The 17268-nt window shown below is 43.7% G+C and carries 19 protein-coding genes; 18 read left to right on the plus strand and 1 reads right to left on the minus strand.

Annotation, left to right across the window (positions count from 1 at the left end; translation table 11 throughout):
- Positions 1-56: 56 nt before the first annotated feature.
- The 8 genes from fsa (at position 57) to prmC (ending at position 7994) form a co-directional block, all read left to right on the plus strand.
- Positions 57-704 carry a fructose-6-phosphate aldolase gene (fsa, locus tag BLP77_RS02190; RefSeq protein ID WP_093855460.1) on the plus strand — a complete coding sequence of 216 codons (648 nt, stop codon included), beginning with the start codon at positions 57-59 and terminating at the stop codon, positions 702-704.
- 89 nt (positions 705-793) lie between these two features.
- Positions 794-2080 carry a UDP-N-acetylglucosamine 1-carboxyvinyltransferase gene (locus BLP77_RS02195; RefSeq protein ID WP_093855461.1) on the plus strand — a complete coding sequence of 429 codons (1287 nt, stop codon included), beginning with the start codon at positions 794-796 and terminating at the stop codon, positions 2078-2080.
- Positions 2081-2108: 28 nt separating this feature from the next.
- Positions 2109-3077, plus strand: a complete 969-nt coding sequence (gene glpX, locus BLP77_RS02200) for a class II fructose-bisphosphatase (RefSeq protein ID WP_093855462.1) — start codon at positions 2109-2111, stop codon at positions 3075-3077.
- Positions 3078-3420: 343 nt separating this feature from the next.
- Entirely contained in the window at positions 3421-4704 is a 1284-nt protein-coding gene (rho, locus tag BLP77_RS02205) for a transcription termination factor Rho (protein WP_093855463.1), read from the plus strand.
- A gap of 132 nt (positions 4705-4836) precedes the next feature.
- Positions 4837-5082, plus strand: a complete 246-nt coding sequence (locus BLP77_RS02210) for a type B 50S ribosomal protein L31 (protein WP_093855464.1) — start codon at positions 4837-4839, stop codon at positions 5080-5082.
- 286 nt (positions 5083-5368) lie between these two features.
- Entirely contained in the window at positions 5369-5989 is a 621-nt protein-coding gene (locus tag BLP77_RS02215; protein ID WP_093855566.1) for a thymidine kinase, read from the plus strand.
- 93 nt (positions 5990-6082) lie between these two features.
- Complete coding sequence (prfA, locus tag BLP77_RS02220; protein WP_093855465.1) at positions 6083-7153, plus strand: peptide chain release factor 1; 1071 nt, start codon at positions 6083-6085, stop codon at positions 7151-7153.
- Complete coding sequence (gene prmC, locus BLP77_RS02225) at positions 7101-7994, plus strand: peptide chain release factor N(5)-glutamine methyltransferase (protein WP_245686779.1); 894 nt, start codon at positions 7101-7103, stop codon at positions 7992-7994. The genes prfA and prmC overlap by 53 nt, the downstream gene beginning before the upstream one ends.
- 443 nt (positions 7995-8437) lie before the next feature.
- Here prmC and BLP77_RS02235 read toward each other — a convergent pair whose 3' ends face one another.
- Positions 8438-8980: a GNAT family N-acetyltransferase gene (locus BLP77_RS02235; RefSeq protein WP_093855468.1), complete on the minus strand. Its 543-nt coding sequence runs from the start codon at positions 8978-8980 to the stop codon at positions 8438-8440.
- A gap of 157 nt (positions 8981-9137) precedes the next feature.
- Here BLP77_RS02235 and spoIIR point away from each other — a divergent pair, with 157 nt between their 5' ends.
- The 10 genes from spoIIR to wecB all read left to right on the plus strand — a co-directional run bounded on the left by spoIIR (position 9138) and on the right by wecB (position 16960).
- Positions 9138-9737 (plus strand): stage II sporulation protein R, encoded by a 600-nt coding sequence (spoIIR, locus tag BLP77_RS02240; protein WP_093855469.1) that lies wholly within the window; start codon positions 9138-9140, stop codon positions 9735-9737.
- 128 nt (positions 9738-9865) lie between these two features.
- Complete coding sequence (locus BLP77_RS02245; RefSeq protein WP_093855470.1) at positions 9866-10273, plus strand: hypothetical protein; 408 nt, start codon at positions 9866-9868, stop codon at positions 10271-10273.
- Between the two features lie 69 nt (positions 10274-10342).
- The gene (locus tag BLP77_RS02250; protein WP_093855471.1) at positions 10343-11380 is read left to right on the plus strand and encodes an L-threonylcarbamoyladenylate synthase; all 1038 of its coding nucleotides are present in this window, start codon (positions 10343-10345) and stop codon (positions 11378-11380) included.
- Positions 11381-11471: 91 nt separating this feature from the next.
- Positions 11472-12017 (plus strand): manganese efflux pump MntP, encoded by a 546-nt coding sequence (locus tag BLP77_RS02255; protein ID WP_093855472.1) that lies wholly within the window; start codon positions 11472-11474, stop codon positions 12015-12017.
- Between the two features lie 122 nt (positions 12018-12139).
- The gene (locus tag BLP77_RS02260; RefSeq protein WP_093855473.1) at positions 12140-12580 is read left to right on the plus strand and encodes a low molecular weight protein arginine phosphatase; all 441 of its coding nucleotides are present in this window, start codon (positions 12140-12142) and stop codon (positions 12578-12580) included.
- Positions 12581-12590: 10 nt separating this feature from the next.
- Entirely contained in the window at positions 12591-13031 is a 441-nt protein-coding gene (rpiB, locus tag BLP77_RS02265) for a ribose 5-phosphate isomerase B (protein ID WP_093855474.1), read from the plus strand.
- 123 nt (positions 13032-13154) lie between these two features.
- On the plus strand, positions 13155-13700 hold the full coding sequence (locus BLP77_RS02270) for a TIGR01440 family protein (protein ID WP_093855475.1): 546 nt from the start codon (positions 13155-13157) through the stop codon (positions 13698-13700).
- Between the two features lie 48 nt (positions 13701-13748).
- A complete protein-coding gene (locus BLP77_RS02275) occupies positions 13749-14996 on the plus strand; it encodes a serine hydroxymethyltransferase (protein WP_093855476.1) in 1248 nt (415 codons plus the stop codon).
- A 173-nt stretch (positions 14997-15169) separates the two neighbouring features.
- A complete protein-coding gene (upp, locus tag BLP77_RS02280) occupies positions 15170-15799 on the plus strand; it encodes a uracil phosphoribosyltransferase (RefSeq protein ID WP_093855477.1) in 630 nt (209 codons plus the stop codon).
- A gap of 39 nt (positions 15800-15838) precedes the next feature.
- Positions 15839-16960, plus strand: a complete 1122-nt coding sequence (gene wecB, locus BLP77_RS02285) for a non-hydrolyzing UDP-N-acetylglucosamine 2-epimerase (protein WP_093855567.1) — start codon at positions 15839-15841, stop codon at positions 16958-16960.
- The last annotated feature ends 308 nt before the right edge of the window (positions 16961-17268 follow it).

Here is a 17268-nt window from a genome sequence, read left to right on the forward strand (position 1 = left end):
AATCCATGTTGGTTTGGATTGGCCTTTTCGTATTTCTATCTATAGGAGGAAATAGCATGAAGTTTTTTATTGATACAGCGAATATTGATGATATCAAAGAAGCCCACAGTCTAGGGATTCTAGCTGGGGTGACGACTAATCCATCCTTAGTCGCAAAAGAAAACGTATCGTTCCATGATCGGTTAAAAGAAATAACACAAGTTGTCACAGAAGGCTCTGTCAGCGCCGAAGTTATTTCAGAGGATTCAGAGGGTATGTTAAAGGAAGCCGAGGAACTCGCTACGATTGCACCGAATATTACGATTAAGCTTCCGATGACGATAGAAGGCTTAAAAGCGTGTAAAATTTTAACCGATAAAGGGGTAAAAACGAATGTTACCCTCATTTTCTCGGCTAACCAAGCATTGCTAGCGGCACGTGCGGGTGCCACGTATGTATCACCGTTTTTAGGTCGTTTAGATGATATTGGTCAAAACGGTATGAACTTAATTTCGGAGATTTCCGCTATCTTTGACCAACACGATATTGAATCCGAAATTATTGCGGCAAGCATTCGTCATCCGATGCACGTAACAGAAGCCGCTTTACACGGGGCACATATCGCTACCATTCCGTTTAAAGTGATCAAGCAGCTCGTGCAACACCCATTAACAGATAAAGGGATTGAAAAGTTCCTAGCTGATTGGGAGCAAGCAAACCAGTAATTCTGTCAACGTTTTGACACAATTTATAAAGCATGATTTCAAACGATTCACACATACTAAAGATAGAATAATTTAAGAGGAGTATTATCATGGAAAAATTACTCATCGAAGGAGGCCACACACTTCGTGGAACTGTCCGCGTTAGTGGTGCGAAAAACAGTGCTGTCGCATTACTGCCAGCAACGATCTTAGCTGAGGGCGAAGTGACGTTAGAAGGTCTTCCGGATATCTCAGACATTGAAATATTAAATGGCTTACTAGAAGACATCGGTGGTCAAGTCGAACAGGACGGTGAAAATATCACGATTGATTCTTCCGATATGGTATCGATGCCACTACCAAACGGTCGAGTCAAACAATTGCGAGCCTCTTATTATTTCATGGGGGCAATGCTTGGACGATTTAAAAAAGCCGTAATTGGTATGCCAGGTGGCTGTAATTTAGGTCCGCGCCCGATTGATCAGCATATTAAAGGTTTTGAAGCGCTTGGTGCTCAGGTAACGAACGAGCAGGGTGCGATTTATCTACGTGCTGATGAATTAATAGGTACCAAAATTTATCTCGACGTCGTTAGTGTTGGCGCAACGATTAATATTATGCTTGCGGCTGTAAAGGCTAAGGGGAAAACGGTCATTGAAAACGCTGCGAAAGAGCCTGAGATTATCGATGTCGCAACACTTCTGAACAGTATGGGCGCAAACATTAAAGGGGCTGGAACAGACGTTATTCGGATTGAAGGGGCTGACCAATTAACAGGATGCCGCCACACGATTATTCCAGACCGAATTGAAGCGGGTACTTATACGATTATTGCAGCTTCAAAAGGAGATGAAGTCGTAATCGATAATGTGATTCCGATTCACCTCGAGTCCTTGACGGCAAAGCTTCGTGAAATGGGCGTGAAAATTGTCGCTGAAGACGATCGCTTAATAGTTTCAAGCGATAAAACATTATCCAGTGTCGATATCAAAACCTTAGTATATCCAGGTTTTGCCACTGATTTACAGCAGCCGTTTACATCGTTACTCACTCAAGCTACCGGAACAAGTATCGTAACAGATACGATTTATCAAGCCCGCTTTAAGCATGTCGATGAACTACGCCGGATGAATGCGAGCATTAAGGTTGAAGGAAGCTCAGCCGTTGTAACCGGCCCAGCACCACTCCAAGGCGCCAAGGTCAAAGCCAGTGATTTAAGAGCAGGTGCTTCCTTGGTAGTCGCAGGATTAATGGCCAATGGTGTCACTGAAATCGTCGGTGTTGAGCACATCGATCGTGGCTATGAACATTTAACGGATAAATTGAAAAACTTAGGTGCCAAAATATGGCGTGAAGATTTAGAGGAAGAAGAGATTAAACAATACCAAAATTCTTAAAAGGTTTTAGGGGAGGAGCACTGAAGCAATGGAAAGAAGTCTATCAATGGAAATCGTGCGTGTGACAGAGGCAGCGGCCTTATCTTCAGCTCGTTGGATGGGACGAGGCAAAAAAGAAGAAGCTGACGATGCAGCCACTGAAGCGATGCGTACCGTATTTGACACGATCCCAATGGAAGGAACAGTCGTTATCGGAGAAGGTGAACGTGACGAAGCTCCGATGTTATACATAGGTGAAGAACTCGGTACCCGCTCTGGTCCGGAAGTCGATATTGCAGTTGATCCTGTGGAAGGGACCAATATTGTAGCAGAAGGTTCGTGGAACGCATTAGCTGTGGTGGCTATTGCCGATCGTGGCAAAATGCTTCATGCACCAGACATGTATATGCAAAAAGTCGCTGTTGGCCCAGAAGCTGTCGGTAAGATTGATTTGAATGCATCCGTGACCGAGAATTTAAAAGCCGTTGCTGAAGCTAAAGGTAAAGACGTAGAAGACGTCGTTGCCGTTGTCTTAAACCGCCCACGACACCAAGAAATTATTGATGAAATTCGTGCAGCCGGTGCTCGTATTAAGCTCATTCCTGAAGGGGACGTCGCAGGCGCGATCAACACCGCCTTCGACCACACTGGCTTAGATATTTTATTCGGTGAAGGCGGCGCACCAGAAGGCGTGTTAGCCGCTGTCGGATTAAAATGCCTCGGCGGTGAAATCCAAGGCCGCTTAAAGCCGAAAAACGACGAACAAATCGAACGCTGCCACCGAATGGGAATTACCGATGTCGACAAAGTGTTAAAAATGGAAGACCTTTGCGGTGGTGACGATGCCATTTTTGCCGCAACAGGCATTACAGACGGTGAACTTCTAAAAGGCGTTCAATTTAAAGGCAGCAAAGCTACAACCGAAACGATCGTTATGCGTGCCAAATCAGGTACGGTCCGTTTCATCGATGGCAAGCACAGCCTAAATAAAAAACCAGACTTAGTCATTAAAGAATAGAGGAAAACTGGCGCTCGCGCCAGTTTTTTCTTTTTTCTCAATGGTTGTTGAGTTGCTCTCAATAATCGTTCAATATTACTCAAAGTCCACAGAATAGTTCTCAATCTGAACCATATTTATCTCATATTCAGCTAGCAACATTCCTACAATAATCCGGCTCACTCAAACATTTTTCCAAATAAACTTGCTTGTTCGACTTAAAAAGGATAAAATAAAGGAGCAACCCAACCTCAAGTGTTTCCTTTTCTCACTTCATGGACAATCCAGAACCAATCCAATTATGTTTTACAAAATCCATCAAGGATGTTAAGAAACAAATAAATATTAAAAGAGTGGTGTTTTTGTGGCTGTAGAGACATTAACGATTGCAGAATTAGAAACGAAGACGCTTAAGGATCTGTATGCCTTAGCACGTGATTATGGCGTTTCTTACTATGCAAAATTAAATAAAAAAGAATTAATTTTTGCGATTTTAAAAGCGCAGGCTGAAAAAGACGGCAAAATGTTCGTCGACGGTGTTTTAGAAATCATTCAGAACGAAGGATTTGGCTTCCTGCGTCCGATTAATTATGCGCCAAGTCCAGAGGATATCTACATATCCGCCTCGCAAATTCGTCGTTTTGATTTGAGAAATGGGGATTTGGTGTCGGGTAAGGCACGTCCACCGAAGGAAAATGAACGTTACTTTGGTCTGCTGCATGTTGACGCGGTAAACGGGGATGACCCGGAGAATGCGAAGGAACGCATTCACTTCCCAGGGTTAACAGCGCTTTATCCTGACCGTAAAATGAATCTTGAGACGAAGAGTAACGTTCTATCGACGAGAATCATTGATATGATGTCGCCAGTCGGTTTTGGTCAACGTGGTTTAATCGTAGCACCTCCTAAAGCGGGTAAAACGATGATTTTAAAGCAGGCTGCGAATAGTATTACGCAAAATCATCCAGATGCGAAGCTGATCATTCTACTAATCGATGAGCGTCCGGAAGAGGTTACGGATATTGAGCGTTCAGTTGATGATAATGTCGATGTTGTCAGCTCAACATTCGATGAGGTACCGGAAAATCATATTAAAGTGTCCGAGCTTGTGCTAGAACGTGCGATGCGTCTTGTTGAACATAAGCAGGACGTCGTGATATTGCTCGATAGTATTACGCGTTTGGCGCGCGCTTATAACCTTGTCATTCCACCAAGTGGCCGTACATTATCAGGTGGTATTGACCCGGCTTCTTTCCACCGTCCGAAGCGATTCTTCGGGGCTGCGCGTAATATCGAAGAGGGTGGAAGCTTAACGATTTTATCGACAGCTCTAGTCGATACAGGCTCGCGTATGGATGACGTCATTTACGAAGAATTCAAGGGTACAGGGAACATGGAGCTACACCTTGACCGCAGCATGGCCGAGCGCCGTATCTTCCCTGCGATTGATGTACTTCGCTCAGGAACACGTAAAGAAGAATTACTACTGCCAAAAGAGCAGCTTGATAAAATGTGGGCAATCCGCAAAACGATGCAGGATCAACACGATTTCTTGGAACGTTTCCTACGTCGTCTACGTCAGTCGAAAACGAACGACGAGTTTTTCAAAATTATGGATGATGAAATGCGTGGCTCCTCACGAAAGTAGGGCGAAAAACTTCTTGCAAAAAATGAAGCAAGTTGATATAATCTCTCTGTATGAAAAGAATGTGGATTCCCGTCAAGGACGGTTAAATTAACTCTGTTTCCAAAGGATTCAGGGCAAGAAGGAGTGTATAGCATGAAGAATGAAATCCATCCAGAATATCGTAAAGTTGTATTCTTAGATACAAGCTCTGATTTCAAATTTCTAAGCGGTTCTACATTAGATTCTGATGAAACAATCGAATGGGAAGACGGTAACACGTACCCATTAATCCGTGTTGAAATCAGTTCAGCTTCTCACCCGTTCTACACAGGTAAGCAAAAAGCTGACAAAGTTGGTGGCCGTGTAGACCGATTCAAGAAAAAATACAACCTTAACTAATTTAGGATGTTTTAAAAATGAAGCTGGCCGTTCACATCAGCTGAACACCATCGTAATTGTTATAACAAGATATAACCTTACACATGGTGCTCGGCTTGAGCGGTCAGCTTTTTTAATTTATTTTTCATAGGGTTCGCCAGTGATAAATTGGCGTTTTCTTTATGCTTATTTGAGTTATTTTAGTACATAATACCCTTTAAAATCCTGTATAATAGGACGACATAATAGATATAGTCGATAATTGTCGAAAACGAACAAAGAAAGATAAAATGAGGTGCCAAGCATGATGTATGTGATGGAACACAAAGGCTGGTTAGAGGTCATTTGTGGTAGTATGTTTTCAGGTAAATCGGAGGAATTAATTCGCAGGGTTCGTCGCGCAACTTATGGCAATCAAAAGGTGGTTGTGTTTAAACCCGCGTTGGACAACCGTTACGACGATGAACAGGTCGTTTCACATAATGGCGATTCCGTCATCGCCCACCCAATCGATGATTCAAGTGATATCGAACGATACATCACAGAGGACATTGATATTGTCGGAATAGACGAAGCACAATTTTTTGATGAGGGCATTGTCGATGTCGCGCAAGACTTATCGGACCGTGGTATTCGTGTCATGGCAGCCGGCTTAGATCAAGACTTCCGCGGGGAACCATTCGGCCCAATGCCTAAACTGATGGCATTAAGTGAGGCCGTTACGAAGCTTAATGCGATCTGTCCGGTATGCGGCTCACCAGCTAGTCGAACGCAACGTCTAATCGATGGCGAGCCTGCTTCGTACGATGATCCCGTCATATTAGTCGGGGCATCGGAATCTTATGAACCACGTTGCCGCCATCATCATGAAGTTCCGAACCACCCACGTTCAAGTAAACGTCTCTATAGCGAGCATTCTCGTTTTTAAAAGCTTAAATGTCCCCAGCATTTAAGCTTTTTCCGCCCTTATACGAAATGTTTTGACCATGTGTGATATGATATATTGTGGAGGTGTACGGAAATGATTGATAAGTTACAAAGTATTGAAGATCGTTATAATAAACTAACAGAACTGTTGATGGATCCTGAAGTCATCAACGATTCAAATAAATTGCGCGAGTATTCTAAAGAACAATCAGATATTCAAGAGGTTGTGGAAAAATTCCGCCGCTATAAAGAAATCACACAACAAATAAAAGACGCGAAGTCTATTATAGAAGATGAATCGGATGATGATTTACGCGAAATGGCACGCGAGGAATTAAATGAGCTCGAGCCAGAAGTAGAAGATCTTGAACAAGAAATGAAGCTACTCTTAATTCCAAAAGACCCGAACGATGAGAAAAACGTTATTTTGGAAATCCGCGGGGCAGCTGGCGGAGAGGAAGCGGCGTTATTCGCAGCCAACCTATACCGTCTCTATTCCCGTTATGCAGAGGCTCAAGGCTGGAAAACCGAGGTCATCGAATACCACGAAGCTGACATGGGTGGTTATAAAGAAATTATTTTTATGATTAACGGTAAAGGCGCCTTCTCGAAGCTGAAGTACGAAAACGGTGCACACCGCGTTCAGCGTGTTCCAGAGACCGAATCAGGCGGACGCATTCATACGTCAACGTCAACAGTCGCAGTTTTACCAGAAGCGGAAGAGGTTGAAGTCGACATTAACGAAAAAGATATTCGTGTCGACACATTCGCATCAAGCGGTCCAGGTGGGCAAAGCGTTAACACCACGATGTCAGCCGTTCGTTTAACACACGAGCCAACGGGCATTGTCGTGTCCTGTCAGGATGAAAAGTCACAGATTAAAAATAAGGAAAAAGCGATGAAAGTACTTCGCGCTCGTATTTATGAAAAATTCCAGCAAGAAGCACAGGCAGAATACGATGAAAACCGTAAATCAGCGGTTGGTACAGGTGACCGTTCTGAGCGTATCCGCACGTACAACTATCCGCAAAACCGTGTGACAGACCACCGCATCGGTTTAACCATTAATAAATTAGATCAGATTATGGAAGGTAAAATCAACGAGATTATTGATGCGCTCATTATTGAAGAGCAAACGAAAAAGCTTGAAGAAGTCGGTGAATAATGTGAGTAATACCGTTAAAGAGGCCCGCGTATGGGCTTCTTCTTTTTTAGAAAAACAAAATCGTGAACCTCGTGTAGCAGAGTTGATGTTGCAACATTTGTTGGATGTTGATCTCTCGGAGTTTTTGTTAAAGCAGCAAGAGGAATTGTCAGATGACGTTTGGCTAATGTATGAGTCGTGGGTAATGGAACATGCACGAACCGGGAAGCCGCTTGAACATTTTACGGAAAGAGCTACGTTTTATGGACGAGAGTTTTGGGTTAACCGTGATGTGCTAATTCCAAGACCAGAAACTGAGGAATTGATTGTTGCTATTATGCCTCACCTTCACGCAGGCGATGTCGTCGTCGATATTGGAACGGGTAGCGGGATTATCGCCTTGACGATAAAAAAAGAAATGCCAAGCGTCCGGATGCTGGCAACGGATTTAAGTGAGCGCGCCTTGGCGGTAGCAAAGGAAAATAGTGAACAGCTTGATGCTGAGGCCGAATTTTTTGAAGGCAATTTTCTTGAGCCAATTAGGGAAACTGGTGAAGTGCCTGACGTGATCATCTCAAACCCGCCGTATATACCTGAGAAGGAGCGTTCAGAACTGGATGCGACCGTGTTGTATGATCCCGAAGCCGCTCTTTTTGCCGAAGAAAATGGATTGGCGGCTTACCGAGAGATTGTTGAGCAGGTTATGCAGTTAAGACGACTCCCCCGATTGGTCGCGTTTGAAATCGGTTATGATCAAGGTGAGAGCGTCCCGCAGTTAATTAAATCGAATTGTCCCGACGCCCATGTTGAGGTATTACAGGATATTAACGGGAAAGACCGTATTGTATTATGGAAAAATTAAAATAGGTAAGCCCTGCTCGCTTTTTCGAGCAGGGCTTTTCAGATTGATTTGATCTGATTGGGCAATTATGATGGATCATTGGGGAATTATCCCCTTCCAATGGGCACTCAAAGCGATTTATTGGGGAATTAGCCACCCTCATTGGGGAATCATGGCACCACAATGGGGACTCACGTCACCTGATTGGGGAAAAAGCCGCTTCCATTGGGGAATTATAGGCCCGCAATGGGGAAAAGTCACTCCCATTGGGGAATTATAGGCCCGCAATGGGGAAAAAGCCGCTTCCGTTGGGGAATTAACCCTTTCCACTGGGGACTCATAGCATCGCAATGGGCACTCACGTCACTTGATTGGGTATTCAGCCGCTCACATTGGAGAATCATCCCCTTTTAACGGGCATTCACGCACGTCCGCTGCGCTGTTGGCTACTCAAAATTTTACATCTATTTCCCCCACTCATCATTCAGCATCCCATAAACGATATGATCGACATACCGATCATACAACCACTCAGCGCTACGAATACGCCCTTCTTCAACAAAACCTAATCGCTTCGGAACAGCACGACTTCCGGCATTATTCTCCGCTGCCCGAATTTCAGCCTTGTGCATGTTAAGGCCACTAAACGCATAATCCGTCATCGCTCGTGCCGCACGGGTCATGATCCCTTTTCCGGTAAACTCCTGTGCCAACCAGTAACCGATATGTGCAATCTTGTTTTGCCAATCCAGCTTATTAAAACTAATTAAACCGGCAATGTCTCCATGATATAAAATAACGGCGGTCATGCCTGTACTATTAGCATATAGTTTTTTAGAAAAATCTATAAAACCTTTCGTATCTGAGACTTCCTTCGTCCCATCAACCCAGGAAAGCCACACTCGTAAATGATCGCGTGAGTTATCTGTTAACTGAAAAATTTCCTCCGCATCTCCGTTGTCAATGAGTCGTAAACTTAGCTCTTCGTCAATCGTATGAACAAACATCGTGCTCCCCCCAATAGTTTTTAAAATCTATCATACCATTCCTCGCTTAAAAGGCAATACAAAATAATATTTTTTTTGATGTATAAAATCTATCAATCTTGTTCATAATGTTTTTAAACCTTAAGGGATTACTAGAATACGAGAGAGGTTGATAGTCATGCGATATATAATGATTGGAATTGGACTTATTATTGTTATACAAGTTTTTTATATGCAAACCGCAGCCGAGCCAAGTGAAGGTTATCAGGTCATTCCAGATGAAGCGATTCGACTAAGGATTTTAGCGAATTCGAACAGTGATGAGGATCAGGCGATTAAACGTGAGGTTCGCGACCGAGTCAACGCTGAAATTACGGAATGGGTCGAGGACCTAACGTCGATTGAACAAGCTCGTCACGTGATTAACCAAAACATGAATCAAATTGAAGCGATTGTCGCTGATACAGTGAATGGTCAATCGTTCTCAGTCGAGTTTGGGGATGTTGAATTTCCAGATAAAATTTATGATAACTATGTCTATCCTGCCGGAACATATGAAGCGATTTTAATCACTATTGGGGAAGGTCAAGGCGACAACTGGTGGTGCGTACTCTTTCCGCCGTTATGCTTTGTCGACTTTGCCAATGGCGCAACCGTCCTGGAGCATGACGAGGAATCAGATGAAGATAACGATTCAGAAGAAGAAAAAGAGGATGAGGACGACGTTGAAGTGAAGTTTTTCTTATGGGAATGGATTAAAAAAATTTTTAATATATAGGAAGAAGCCCGCATTTAAAACGGTGCGGGTTTTATTTTTTTGCCAAAACTTTTTCTATTAAACTTATCATAATTTAAAAGTTTCGCTCATAAGTTCATAGAAAAACTAGATTTGAGGAGAGTGGGATGATGATTTCAATTACACCAGTAAAAGAACAAACGCCGAACGAATACGATGAGTTTTTTAAACAAGAGAGGGATAAGGAAGAATTATTTGAAGAACCATGGGTGAAGGAGCACGGATATTTCTTAGAATTAGATGGAAAGCAGCTCGGATTTTTCGTTTTATATCCGATTAATGAAAGCAAAGTCTGGTTAAGACGCTTAGTCATGCGCGAACAGACGAACCCCGCGATCTTGATTTTAGCGTTTGATTGGGTGGCAGAAAAAGCGATGGAACAAAACTATAACGAATTATACGTTCATGTTCAAGATGAGAATACGGCGCCACTTCTTGAAATGAATCGCTTTAAGCCAGCTTACGAAGTGCCTATGCAAAACCCAAGCGGTGTTGATTGGTTTATGAAGGAGTTATGATCAATCTTTCCAGCCATACGTGATATAATAATGATTGCACTGATATTCATAAAAAAGAGGAGTTCACGTATGGCAACAAAAGAAACAAAGGTTTGGGAAATTAATCCACAAGAAAACCTCATAGAGGATCCATCTATACAAGAAGCGGCTCACTACTTACAATTAGGCAAAACGGTCGCTTTCCCGACTGAAACCGTATACGGACTCGGGGCAGATGCGACAAATCAAGAGGCTGTTTCACATATATTTAAAGCAAAAGGTCGACCCTCGGATAACCCGTTGATTGTGCATATTGGTTCGCGTGATGTTTTAAAAAAATATGTACGTCATATACCAACAAAAGCTGAACAATTAATCGATGCTTTCTGGCCCGGGCCACTGACAATTATTATGCCGTCAAACGAAACCTTGGCTGAAAACGTGACGGCAGGGCTTGATACCATTGGGATGCGAATGCCGGATCACTCTCATGCTCTAGCATTGCTAAAGGCATGTGAGCGTCCGATTGCCGCTCCGAGCGCGAATCGTTCTGGTAAGCCAAGCCCGACGACTGCTGAGCATGTTTATCATGATTTAAATGGCCGGATAGATGGCCTTGTTGATGGTGGTCGGACTGGCGTTGGCGTGGAATCTACCGTCATCGACTGCTCACACTGCACACCGATCATTCTACGTCCGGGTGGTGTGACACGACAGGATCTTGAGTCGGTCATCGGCCCAGTGGATGTAGCACCCTCTGTTGTCAAAAAAGATGAGTCGCCACGCTCACCGGGAATGAAGTATCAACACTATGCGCCGGATACGCCGATATGGATTGTGCAGGGTGGTGCCGGACGAATGCGGCAGCTGGCCCAAGAGGCTACAAATAATGGTCAAAAGGTACAATTTTTAGTAAGCCAAGAGCGAGCGGACGAGCTTAAAGCAAAAGATGCGTTAATCCTCGGCTCGCGCTATAATTTAGCGGAACTGACGAGTCAGCTTTATGATGCACTACGTCAAGTCGATAAAAAAGACGTTGATCTCGTACTAGCTGAGGGGTTTCCGAAAAAGGGAATTGGTGAAGCACTCATGAACCGCTTAGAGCGCGCCGCAAGCGACTATAAATAGAACAATGGTTAAAAAAGTCACGATTGCCTTCTATTTTGTTTGGGACATGCATAGATTGAACTAGCATGTCCATGGCATAGGAGGAACGATTGTGACTTTATTTTATGAAAGTATCATTCCTATATTATTATTAGCAATTGCTGTCGGTATGGATGCCTTTTCCGTCAGTTTATCCGTCGGCTTAATGCGTATCCGTCTTAGGATAATAGCAGCGTTTATCTTATTAGTTGGAGCCTTCCATGTACTTATGCCACTTGCAGGTGTAACGCTGGGGCACTTGTTATCGCATAAGCTTGGGATCATTGCGCAACTCATTGGAGGGTGGATCCTCATTATGATTGGGGCGCAAATGATTGTCGCCACCCTTTTACAAAAAGACATGGTGAGGCATATGAAGCTGACAGGGTTTGTCGTTTTAGCTTTTACCGTAAGTCTAGATAGCTTTTCCGTTGGTTTAAGCCTAGGCATGTTTGGGCTCAACCAGGCGGCTATCATTATGATGTTTGGTCTTATGAGTATGATCATGGCGACACTTGGCATCATGTTAGCGAAGCAAGGAAAAATGCTATTCGGTCAATACTCTGAAGCACTCGGAGGCATCGTTCTCATTGTTCTTGGCGTGCAAATGGTTATATAATGAATAAGAGTAGGGGTTGCAAATAGGGCAATCCCTTTTCTTAGTTTAGAATAAAAAACCTAACAACAAATCCACAACTTATGATATAGTTCAATTGAACAGACTATGAGGAGGGTTCGGGATTGAAGCGTATACTTTTTGTTTGTACAGGTAATACGTGTCGCAGTCCAATGGCGGAAGCGATGCTTAAACATAAACGAGAAGATCTTGAAGTTCAATCCGCTGGCATAATGGCGGGACATGGCCAGGCGGCGAATGCTAAAGCAGTTGAAGCATTAGCTGAAAAGGGGATACCTTGTGATCATATGTCCCAGCCCATAACAGATGAACTAGTGGAATGGGCTGATGTTGTTTTGACGATGACATCGCATCACAAGTTAAACCTAGAAATGGATTATCCAACATACAAAGAAAAAGTTTTTACCTTAAAAGAGTACACGAGACAAGAAACTGACGAGGATTTAAATCCTGACATTGCCGATCCAATCGGCTTGTCGAATGATACTTATAAACAAACACTTGAGGAAATTGAAATTTATATTAATCGTCTCATTGATTCGTAGGAGGTATTTCATGAAAGTCGTATTATCATCAGACCATGGTGGTGTGAACATTCGTAAGGAGATTGCTTCCTTACTTGATGAAATGAAGATCCAATATGAAGATATTGGTTGTGATTGTGAAGGCTCAGTCGATTACCCAGATTACGGAATTCCAGCGGCTGAACGTGTGGCCAATGGCGAATTTGATTTTGGCATATTAGTGTGTGGAACCGGGATCGGGATGTCCATGACTGCGAATAAAGTTAAAGGGGTTCGTTGTGCGTTAGTTCATGATGTCTTTAGCGCCAAAATGACGCGTCAGCATAATGATGCGAATGTCATTGCGATGGGTGAGCGTGTCATCGGACCTGGTCTTGCACGAGAAATTGTCAAGGCTTTTTTAGAATCCGAATTTGAAGGCGGACGTCACGAAAATCGTGTTAACAAAATCATGGCTTACGAAGAAAATTAAATAACAGAGGGCTGGGATAAAGATGAACTATACTAAGATTTAGCGTAGTATATTTCCGTAGCGGGTTGATAAAAACACTTTGTCCCAGCCCCTATTTTTACATATTCAAAGGGAGGGATTGTTTTGGATATTGGGCAGATTCAACGCGAAATTCATGTTATAATGAATCAATGGAAAGAGCAAAACATCGTCAAGCCAAATGGCGTGTTGGTGATCGGATGCTCGACAAGTGAAACTGCGGGGGAGCACATTGGAACTTCCGGAAGCACGGAGATTGCCGCAACCATTTATGCGGAGTTGGAAGCGTTTCAAAAGGAGACAGGCGTAGCGTTTGCCTTCCAGTGCTGTGAACATCTTAATCGCGCGTTAGTTATTGAGCGCCGTGTTCAAGAAAACATGCGTCTGGATGAAGTGAGCGCCGTACCCCATCCTAAAGCGGGTGGCTCGATGGCGACGTACGCCTTTGAGCACATGGAAGACCCGGTTTTAGTTGAGGAGATTCAAGCAGATTACGGCATGGATCTCGGCGATACATTCATCGGCATGCATTTGAAAAAAGTCGCGGTCCCACTCCGATTCAAGCAAAACTCCCTCGGGCACGCACATGCGACGTTTGCCTATACGAGACCAAAATTAATCGGTGGCGAGCGTGCGATTTACCGGAAGTAGTTCCGGACGGAAGAAAATCTATTAAATTGACATAAGGAGGCTTTCTCTATGACTCATCTATCAAATCAACTGCACCAGGTAGACGCTGAAATGCTAGAAGCGATTAATAAGGAAAAAGGTCGTCAGCATGACAAAATTGAACTGATTGCATCAGAAAACTTCGTATCAGAAGCGGTGATGGAAGCAGCTGGTTCTGTTTTAACGAACAAGTATGCTGAAGGCTATCCTGGCCGTCGTTATTATGGTGGCTGTGAGTACGTTGATATCGCAGAGAATTTAGCTCGTGATCGCGCGAAAAAACTGTTTGGCGCAGAGCACGCAAATGTTCAAGCACATTCTGGGGCACAAGCGAACATGGCGGTTTATTTTACGGCATTAGAGCCTGGTGATACGATTCTTGGCATGAACTTAAACCACGGTGGACACCTGACGCACGGTAGTCCAGTGAACTTTAGTGGAAAGCTATATAACGTTGTTGACTACGGTGTCGATGAAGAATCCGAACAGATTGACTACGATCAAGTTTTAGAAAAAGCGAAGGAAGTTCAACCAAAATTAATCGTGGCAGGTGCTTCAGCATACCCGCGACAAATCGATTTTAAAAAGTTCCGTGACATCGCAGACGAAGTAGGGGCTTACTTAATGGTTGATATGGCGCACATCGCAGGCCTTGTCGCAGCAGGACTTCACCAAAACCCAGTGCCTCATGCACATTTCGTAACGACAACGACTCATAAAACATTACGCGGCCCACGTGGTGGCATGATTTTATGTGGCGAAGAATTCGCGAAGAAAATTGATAAAAACGTATTCCCTGGCATGCAAGGTGGACCACTGATGCACGTGATTGCCGCTAAAGGTGTGGCATTTAAAGAAGCCTTAGACCCATCATTTAAAGACTATGCACAACATATCATCGACAACGCGAAACGTTTAGGGGAAGCTCTTACCAATGAAGGCGTTCGCCTCGTATCAGGTGGCACTGACAACCACCTATTATTACTCGACCTTCGTCCCCTTAACTTAACAGGTAAAGTGGCTGAAAAAGCCCTAGATGAAGTTGGCGTTACAACAAATAAAAATACAATTCCATTTGATCCAGAAAGTCCATTTGTGACAAGTGGTATTCGACTTGGAACTGCAGCGGTAACGACACGTGATTTCGGTGCTGAGGAGATGGATGAAGTAGCTTCAATTATCGCATTTACGCTTAAAAACCATGAAGATGAGGCAAAACTTGAAGAAGCCAAAGCACGCGTGAAGAAGTTAACGGATCAATTCCCGATGTATCAATAAAAGTAGCGGATTTCCCGCTACTTTTTTCATGTCGTTTAGACGGATTGAGAAAAAATTCTTGGTGTTTGGGGAAAATAATATTTCAATTCGTCAACAAAACTTCAATTTCTGTTGCATCATGGCTGATATTTCGCTACAATTCAATAGATATTTAATAAAGGAGAGATTGGCTCGTGGGAAAAGTATATATTTTTGATCATCCTTTAATTCAACACAAACTAACGATTATTCGTGATAAAAACACAGGTACAAAAGCGTTTCGTGAACTCGTCGATGAAGTCGCGACGCTAATGATGTTTGAAATTACGCGTGAGCTTCCGTTAGAGGAAGTAGAAGTTGAAACACCGGTCGCAACCGCGAAATCTAAGGTTTTAGCAGGTAAAAAGCTTGGCGTAATCCCAATTTTACGCGCAGGTTTAGGCATGGTCGACGGCATTGTGAAGCTCGTTCCAGCTGCCAAAATTGGACATGTTGGCTTGTACCGTGATCCAGAAACACTAAAACCCGTCGAATATTATATCAAGCTGCCATCTGATATTAATGATCGGGAATTGATTGTGACTGATCCAATGTTAGCAACAGGTGGATCGGCGATTGAAGCCATTCACGCCTTGAAAAAACGTGGCGGAAAACAAATCAGCTTAATGTGTCTCATCGCAGCACCTGAAGGCGTTGAAGCGGTTAAAGAGGCGCATCCTGATATTAACATTTATGTCGCTGGATTGGATGAAAAGCTGAATGAAAAAGGCTACATCATTCCAGGCCTAGGGGATGCTGGTGACCGTCTGTTTGGGACGAAATAACGAGAGCTAGAGGTGAAAGGTTTGCGAAAACTTAAAGTGATGACGATTTTCGGGACAAGACCTGAGGCGATTAAAATGGCGCCACTTGTTCTCGAATTACAAAAGCGTTCGGATGAATTCGAGCCGATCGTAACGGTAACCGCACAGCACCGAGAAATGCTCGATCAAGTGTTAAACATTTTTGCGATTAAACCTGATTATGACTTAGATATTATGAAGAAAAAGCAGTCCTTGGCACAAATTACAACGCGTGCGCTTGAAGGCTTGGATGACGTCATGAAAGAAGCCAAGCCAGATATGGTGCTCGTGCATGGTGATACGACAACGACCTTTGCGGCAAGTCTGGCAGCATTTTATAACGAAATTCCAGTCGGCCATGTGGAAGCTGGGCTCCGTACTTGGAATAAATACTCCCCGTTTCCAGAGGAGATAAACCGTCAGGCAACAGGTGTCGTTACGGATTTACACTTTAGTCCGACCACGCAGTCTAAAGATAATTTACTGCAAGAAAACAAAGCTGAAGAAAACATCTTTGTTACAGGAAACACAGCGATTGATGCCTTGCAAACAACGGTTTCCAAGGATTATTCGCATAAAGTTTTACAGAAAGCTGAAGGGAAGCGCTTAGTATTAGTAACAGCGCACCGCCGTGAAAATTTAGGTCAAAACATGGACCAAATGTTCCGTGCGATACGCCGAATTGCCGATGCGCATGAGGATGTCGAAGTTGTATATCCTGTACACTTGAACCCGGTTGTTCAGGATACGGCGAAAAAGTGGCTCGGTGATCATGAGCGGATTCAATTGATTGAACCACTAGAAGTCATTGATTTCCATAACTTCGCTGCCAACGCGCATCTCATTTTAACCGATTCGGGTGGCGTACAGGAGGAAGCACCATCACTCGGTGTCCCGGTATTAGTGCTGCGCGATACAACTGAACGTCCTGAAGGCATTGAAGCTGGTACCTTGAAACTAGCCGGAACTGATGAAGAAAATATTTTCAAAATGGCTGATCTGTTATTATCAAATGCTAGTGAACATGAAAAAATGGCACACGCATACAATCCATATGGTGACGGTCAAGCATCACGCCGCATTGCAGATGCGATTCGCTTTTATTTTGATGCCTCACCTGACAAGCCAGATGAATTTAGATAAGGTAAAATCCCGCCCCGGCGGGATTTTTCAATTTATAGTGCCTTGAGACAGCGAGCTAAGTGCCCGAGTTCGCCTCCTTCATTGGGCAAAAATGTCTCATCAATGGGGAAACAGCCCCCTTCAATGGGCAAAGACCTCTCATCAACGGGGAATTATAACGCCTTAATGGGCAAAGACCTCTCATCAACGGGGAATTATAACGCCTTAATGGGCAAAAACCTCTCATCAATGGGGAAACAGCCTCCTTCATTGGGCAAAAAGCTCTCATCAATGGGGAAACAGCCCCCTTCAATGGGCAAAAACCTCTC

The organism is Tenuibacillus multivorans, assembly GCF_900103915.1.
GTDB lineage: Bacteria > Bacillota > Bacilli > Bacillales > Alkalibacillaceae > Tenuibacillus > Tenuibacillus multivorans.

Bases quoted from the DNA above. Each gene is read 5' to 3' on its own strand.
- BLP77_RS02250 (WP_093855471.1), top strand. From the start codon at position 10,343: ATGGCAACAAAAGAAACAAAGGTTTGGGAAATTAATCCACAAGAAAAC.
- BLP77_RS02195 (WP_093855461.1), top strand. From the start codon at position 794: ATGGAAAAATTACTCATCGAAGGAGGCCACACACTTCGTGGAACTGTC.
- wecB (WP_093855567.1), top strand. From the start codon at position 15,839: ATGACGATTTTCGGGACAAGACCTGAGGCGATTAAAATGGCGCCACTT.
- BLP77_RS02275 (WP_093855476.1), top strand. From the start codon at position 13,749: ATGACTCATCTATCAAATCAACTGCACCAGGTAGACGCTGAAATGCTA.
- BLP77_RS02215 (WP_093855566.1), top strand. From the start codon at position 5,369: ATGTATGTGATGGAACACAAAGGCTGGTTAGAGGTCATTTGTGGTAGT.
- BLP77_RS02235 (WP_093855468.1), bottom strand. From the start codon at position 8,980: ATGTTTGTTCATACGATTGACGAAGAGCTAAGTTTACGACTCATTGAC.
- glpX (WP_093855462.1), top strand. From the start codon at position 2,109: ATGGAAAGAAGTCTATCAATGGAAATCGTGCGTGTGACAGAGGCAGCG.
- prmC (WP_245686779.1), top strand. From the start codon at position 7,101: ATGCGCTCATTATTGAAGAGCAAACGAAAAAGCTTGAAGAAGTCGGTG.
- prfA (WP_093855465.1), top strand. From the start codon at position 6,083: ATGATTGATAAGTTACAAAGTATTGAAGATCGTTATAATAAACTAACA.
- spoIIR (WP_093855469.1), top strand. From the start codon at position 9,138: ATGCGATATATAATGATTGGAATTGGACTTATTATTGTTATACAAGTT.
- rpiB (WP_093855474.1), top strand. From the start codon at position 12,591: ATGAAAGTCGTATTATCATCAGACCATGGTGGTGTGAACATTCGTAAG.
- fsa (WP_093855460.1), top strand. From the start codon at position 57: ATGAAGTTTTTTATTGATACAGCGAATATTGATGATATCAAAGAAGCC.
- BLP77_RS02245 (WP_093855470.1), top strand. From the start codon at position 9,866: ATGATTTCAATTACACCAGTAAAAGAACAAACGCCGAACGAATACGAT.
- BLP77_RS02210 (WP_093855464.1), top strand. From the start codon at position 4,837: ATGAAGAATGAAATCCATCCAGAATATCGTAAAGTTGTATTCTTAGAT.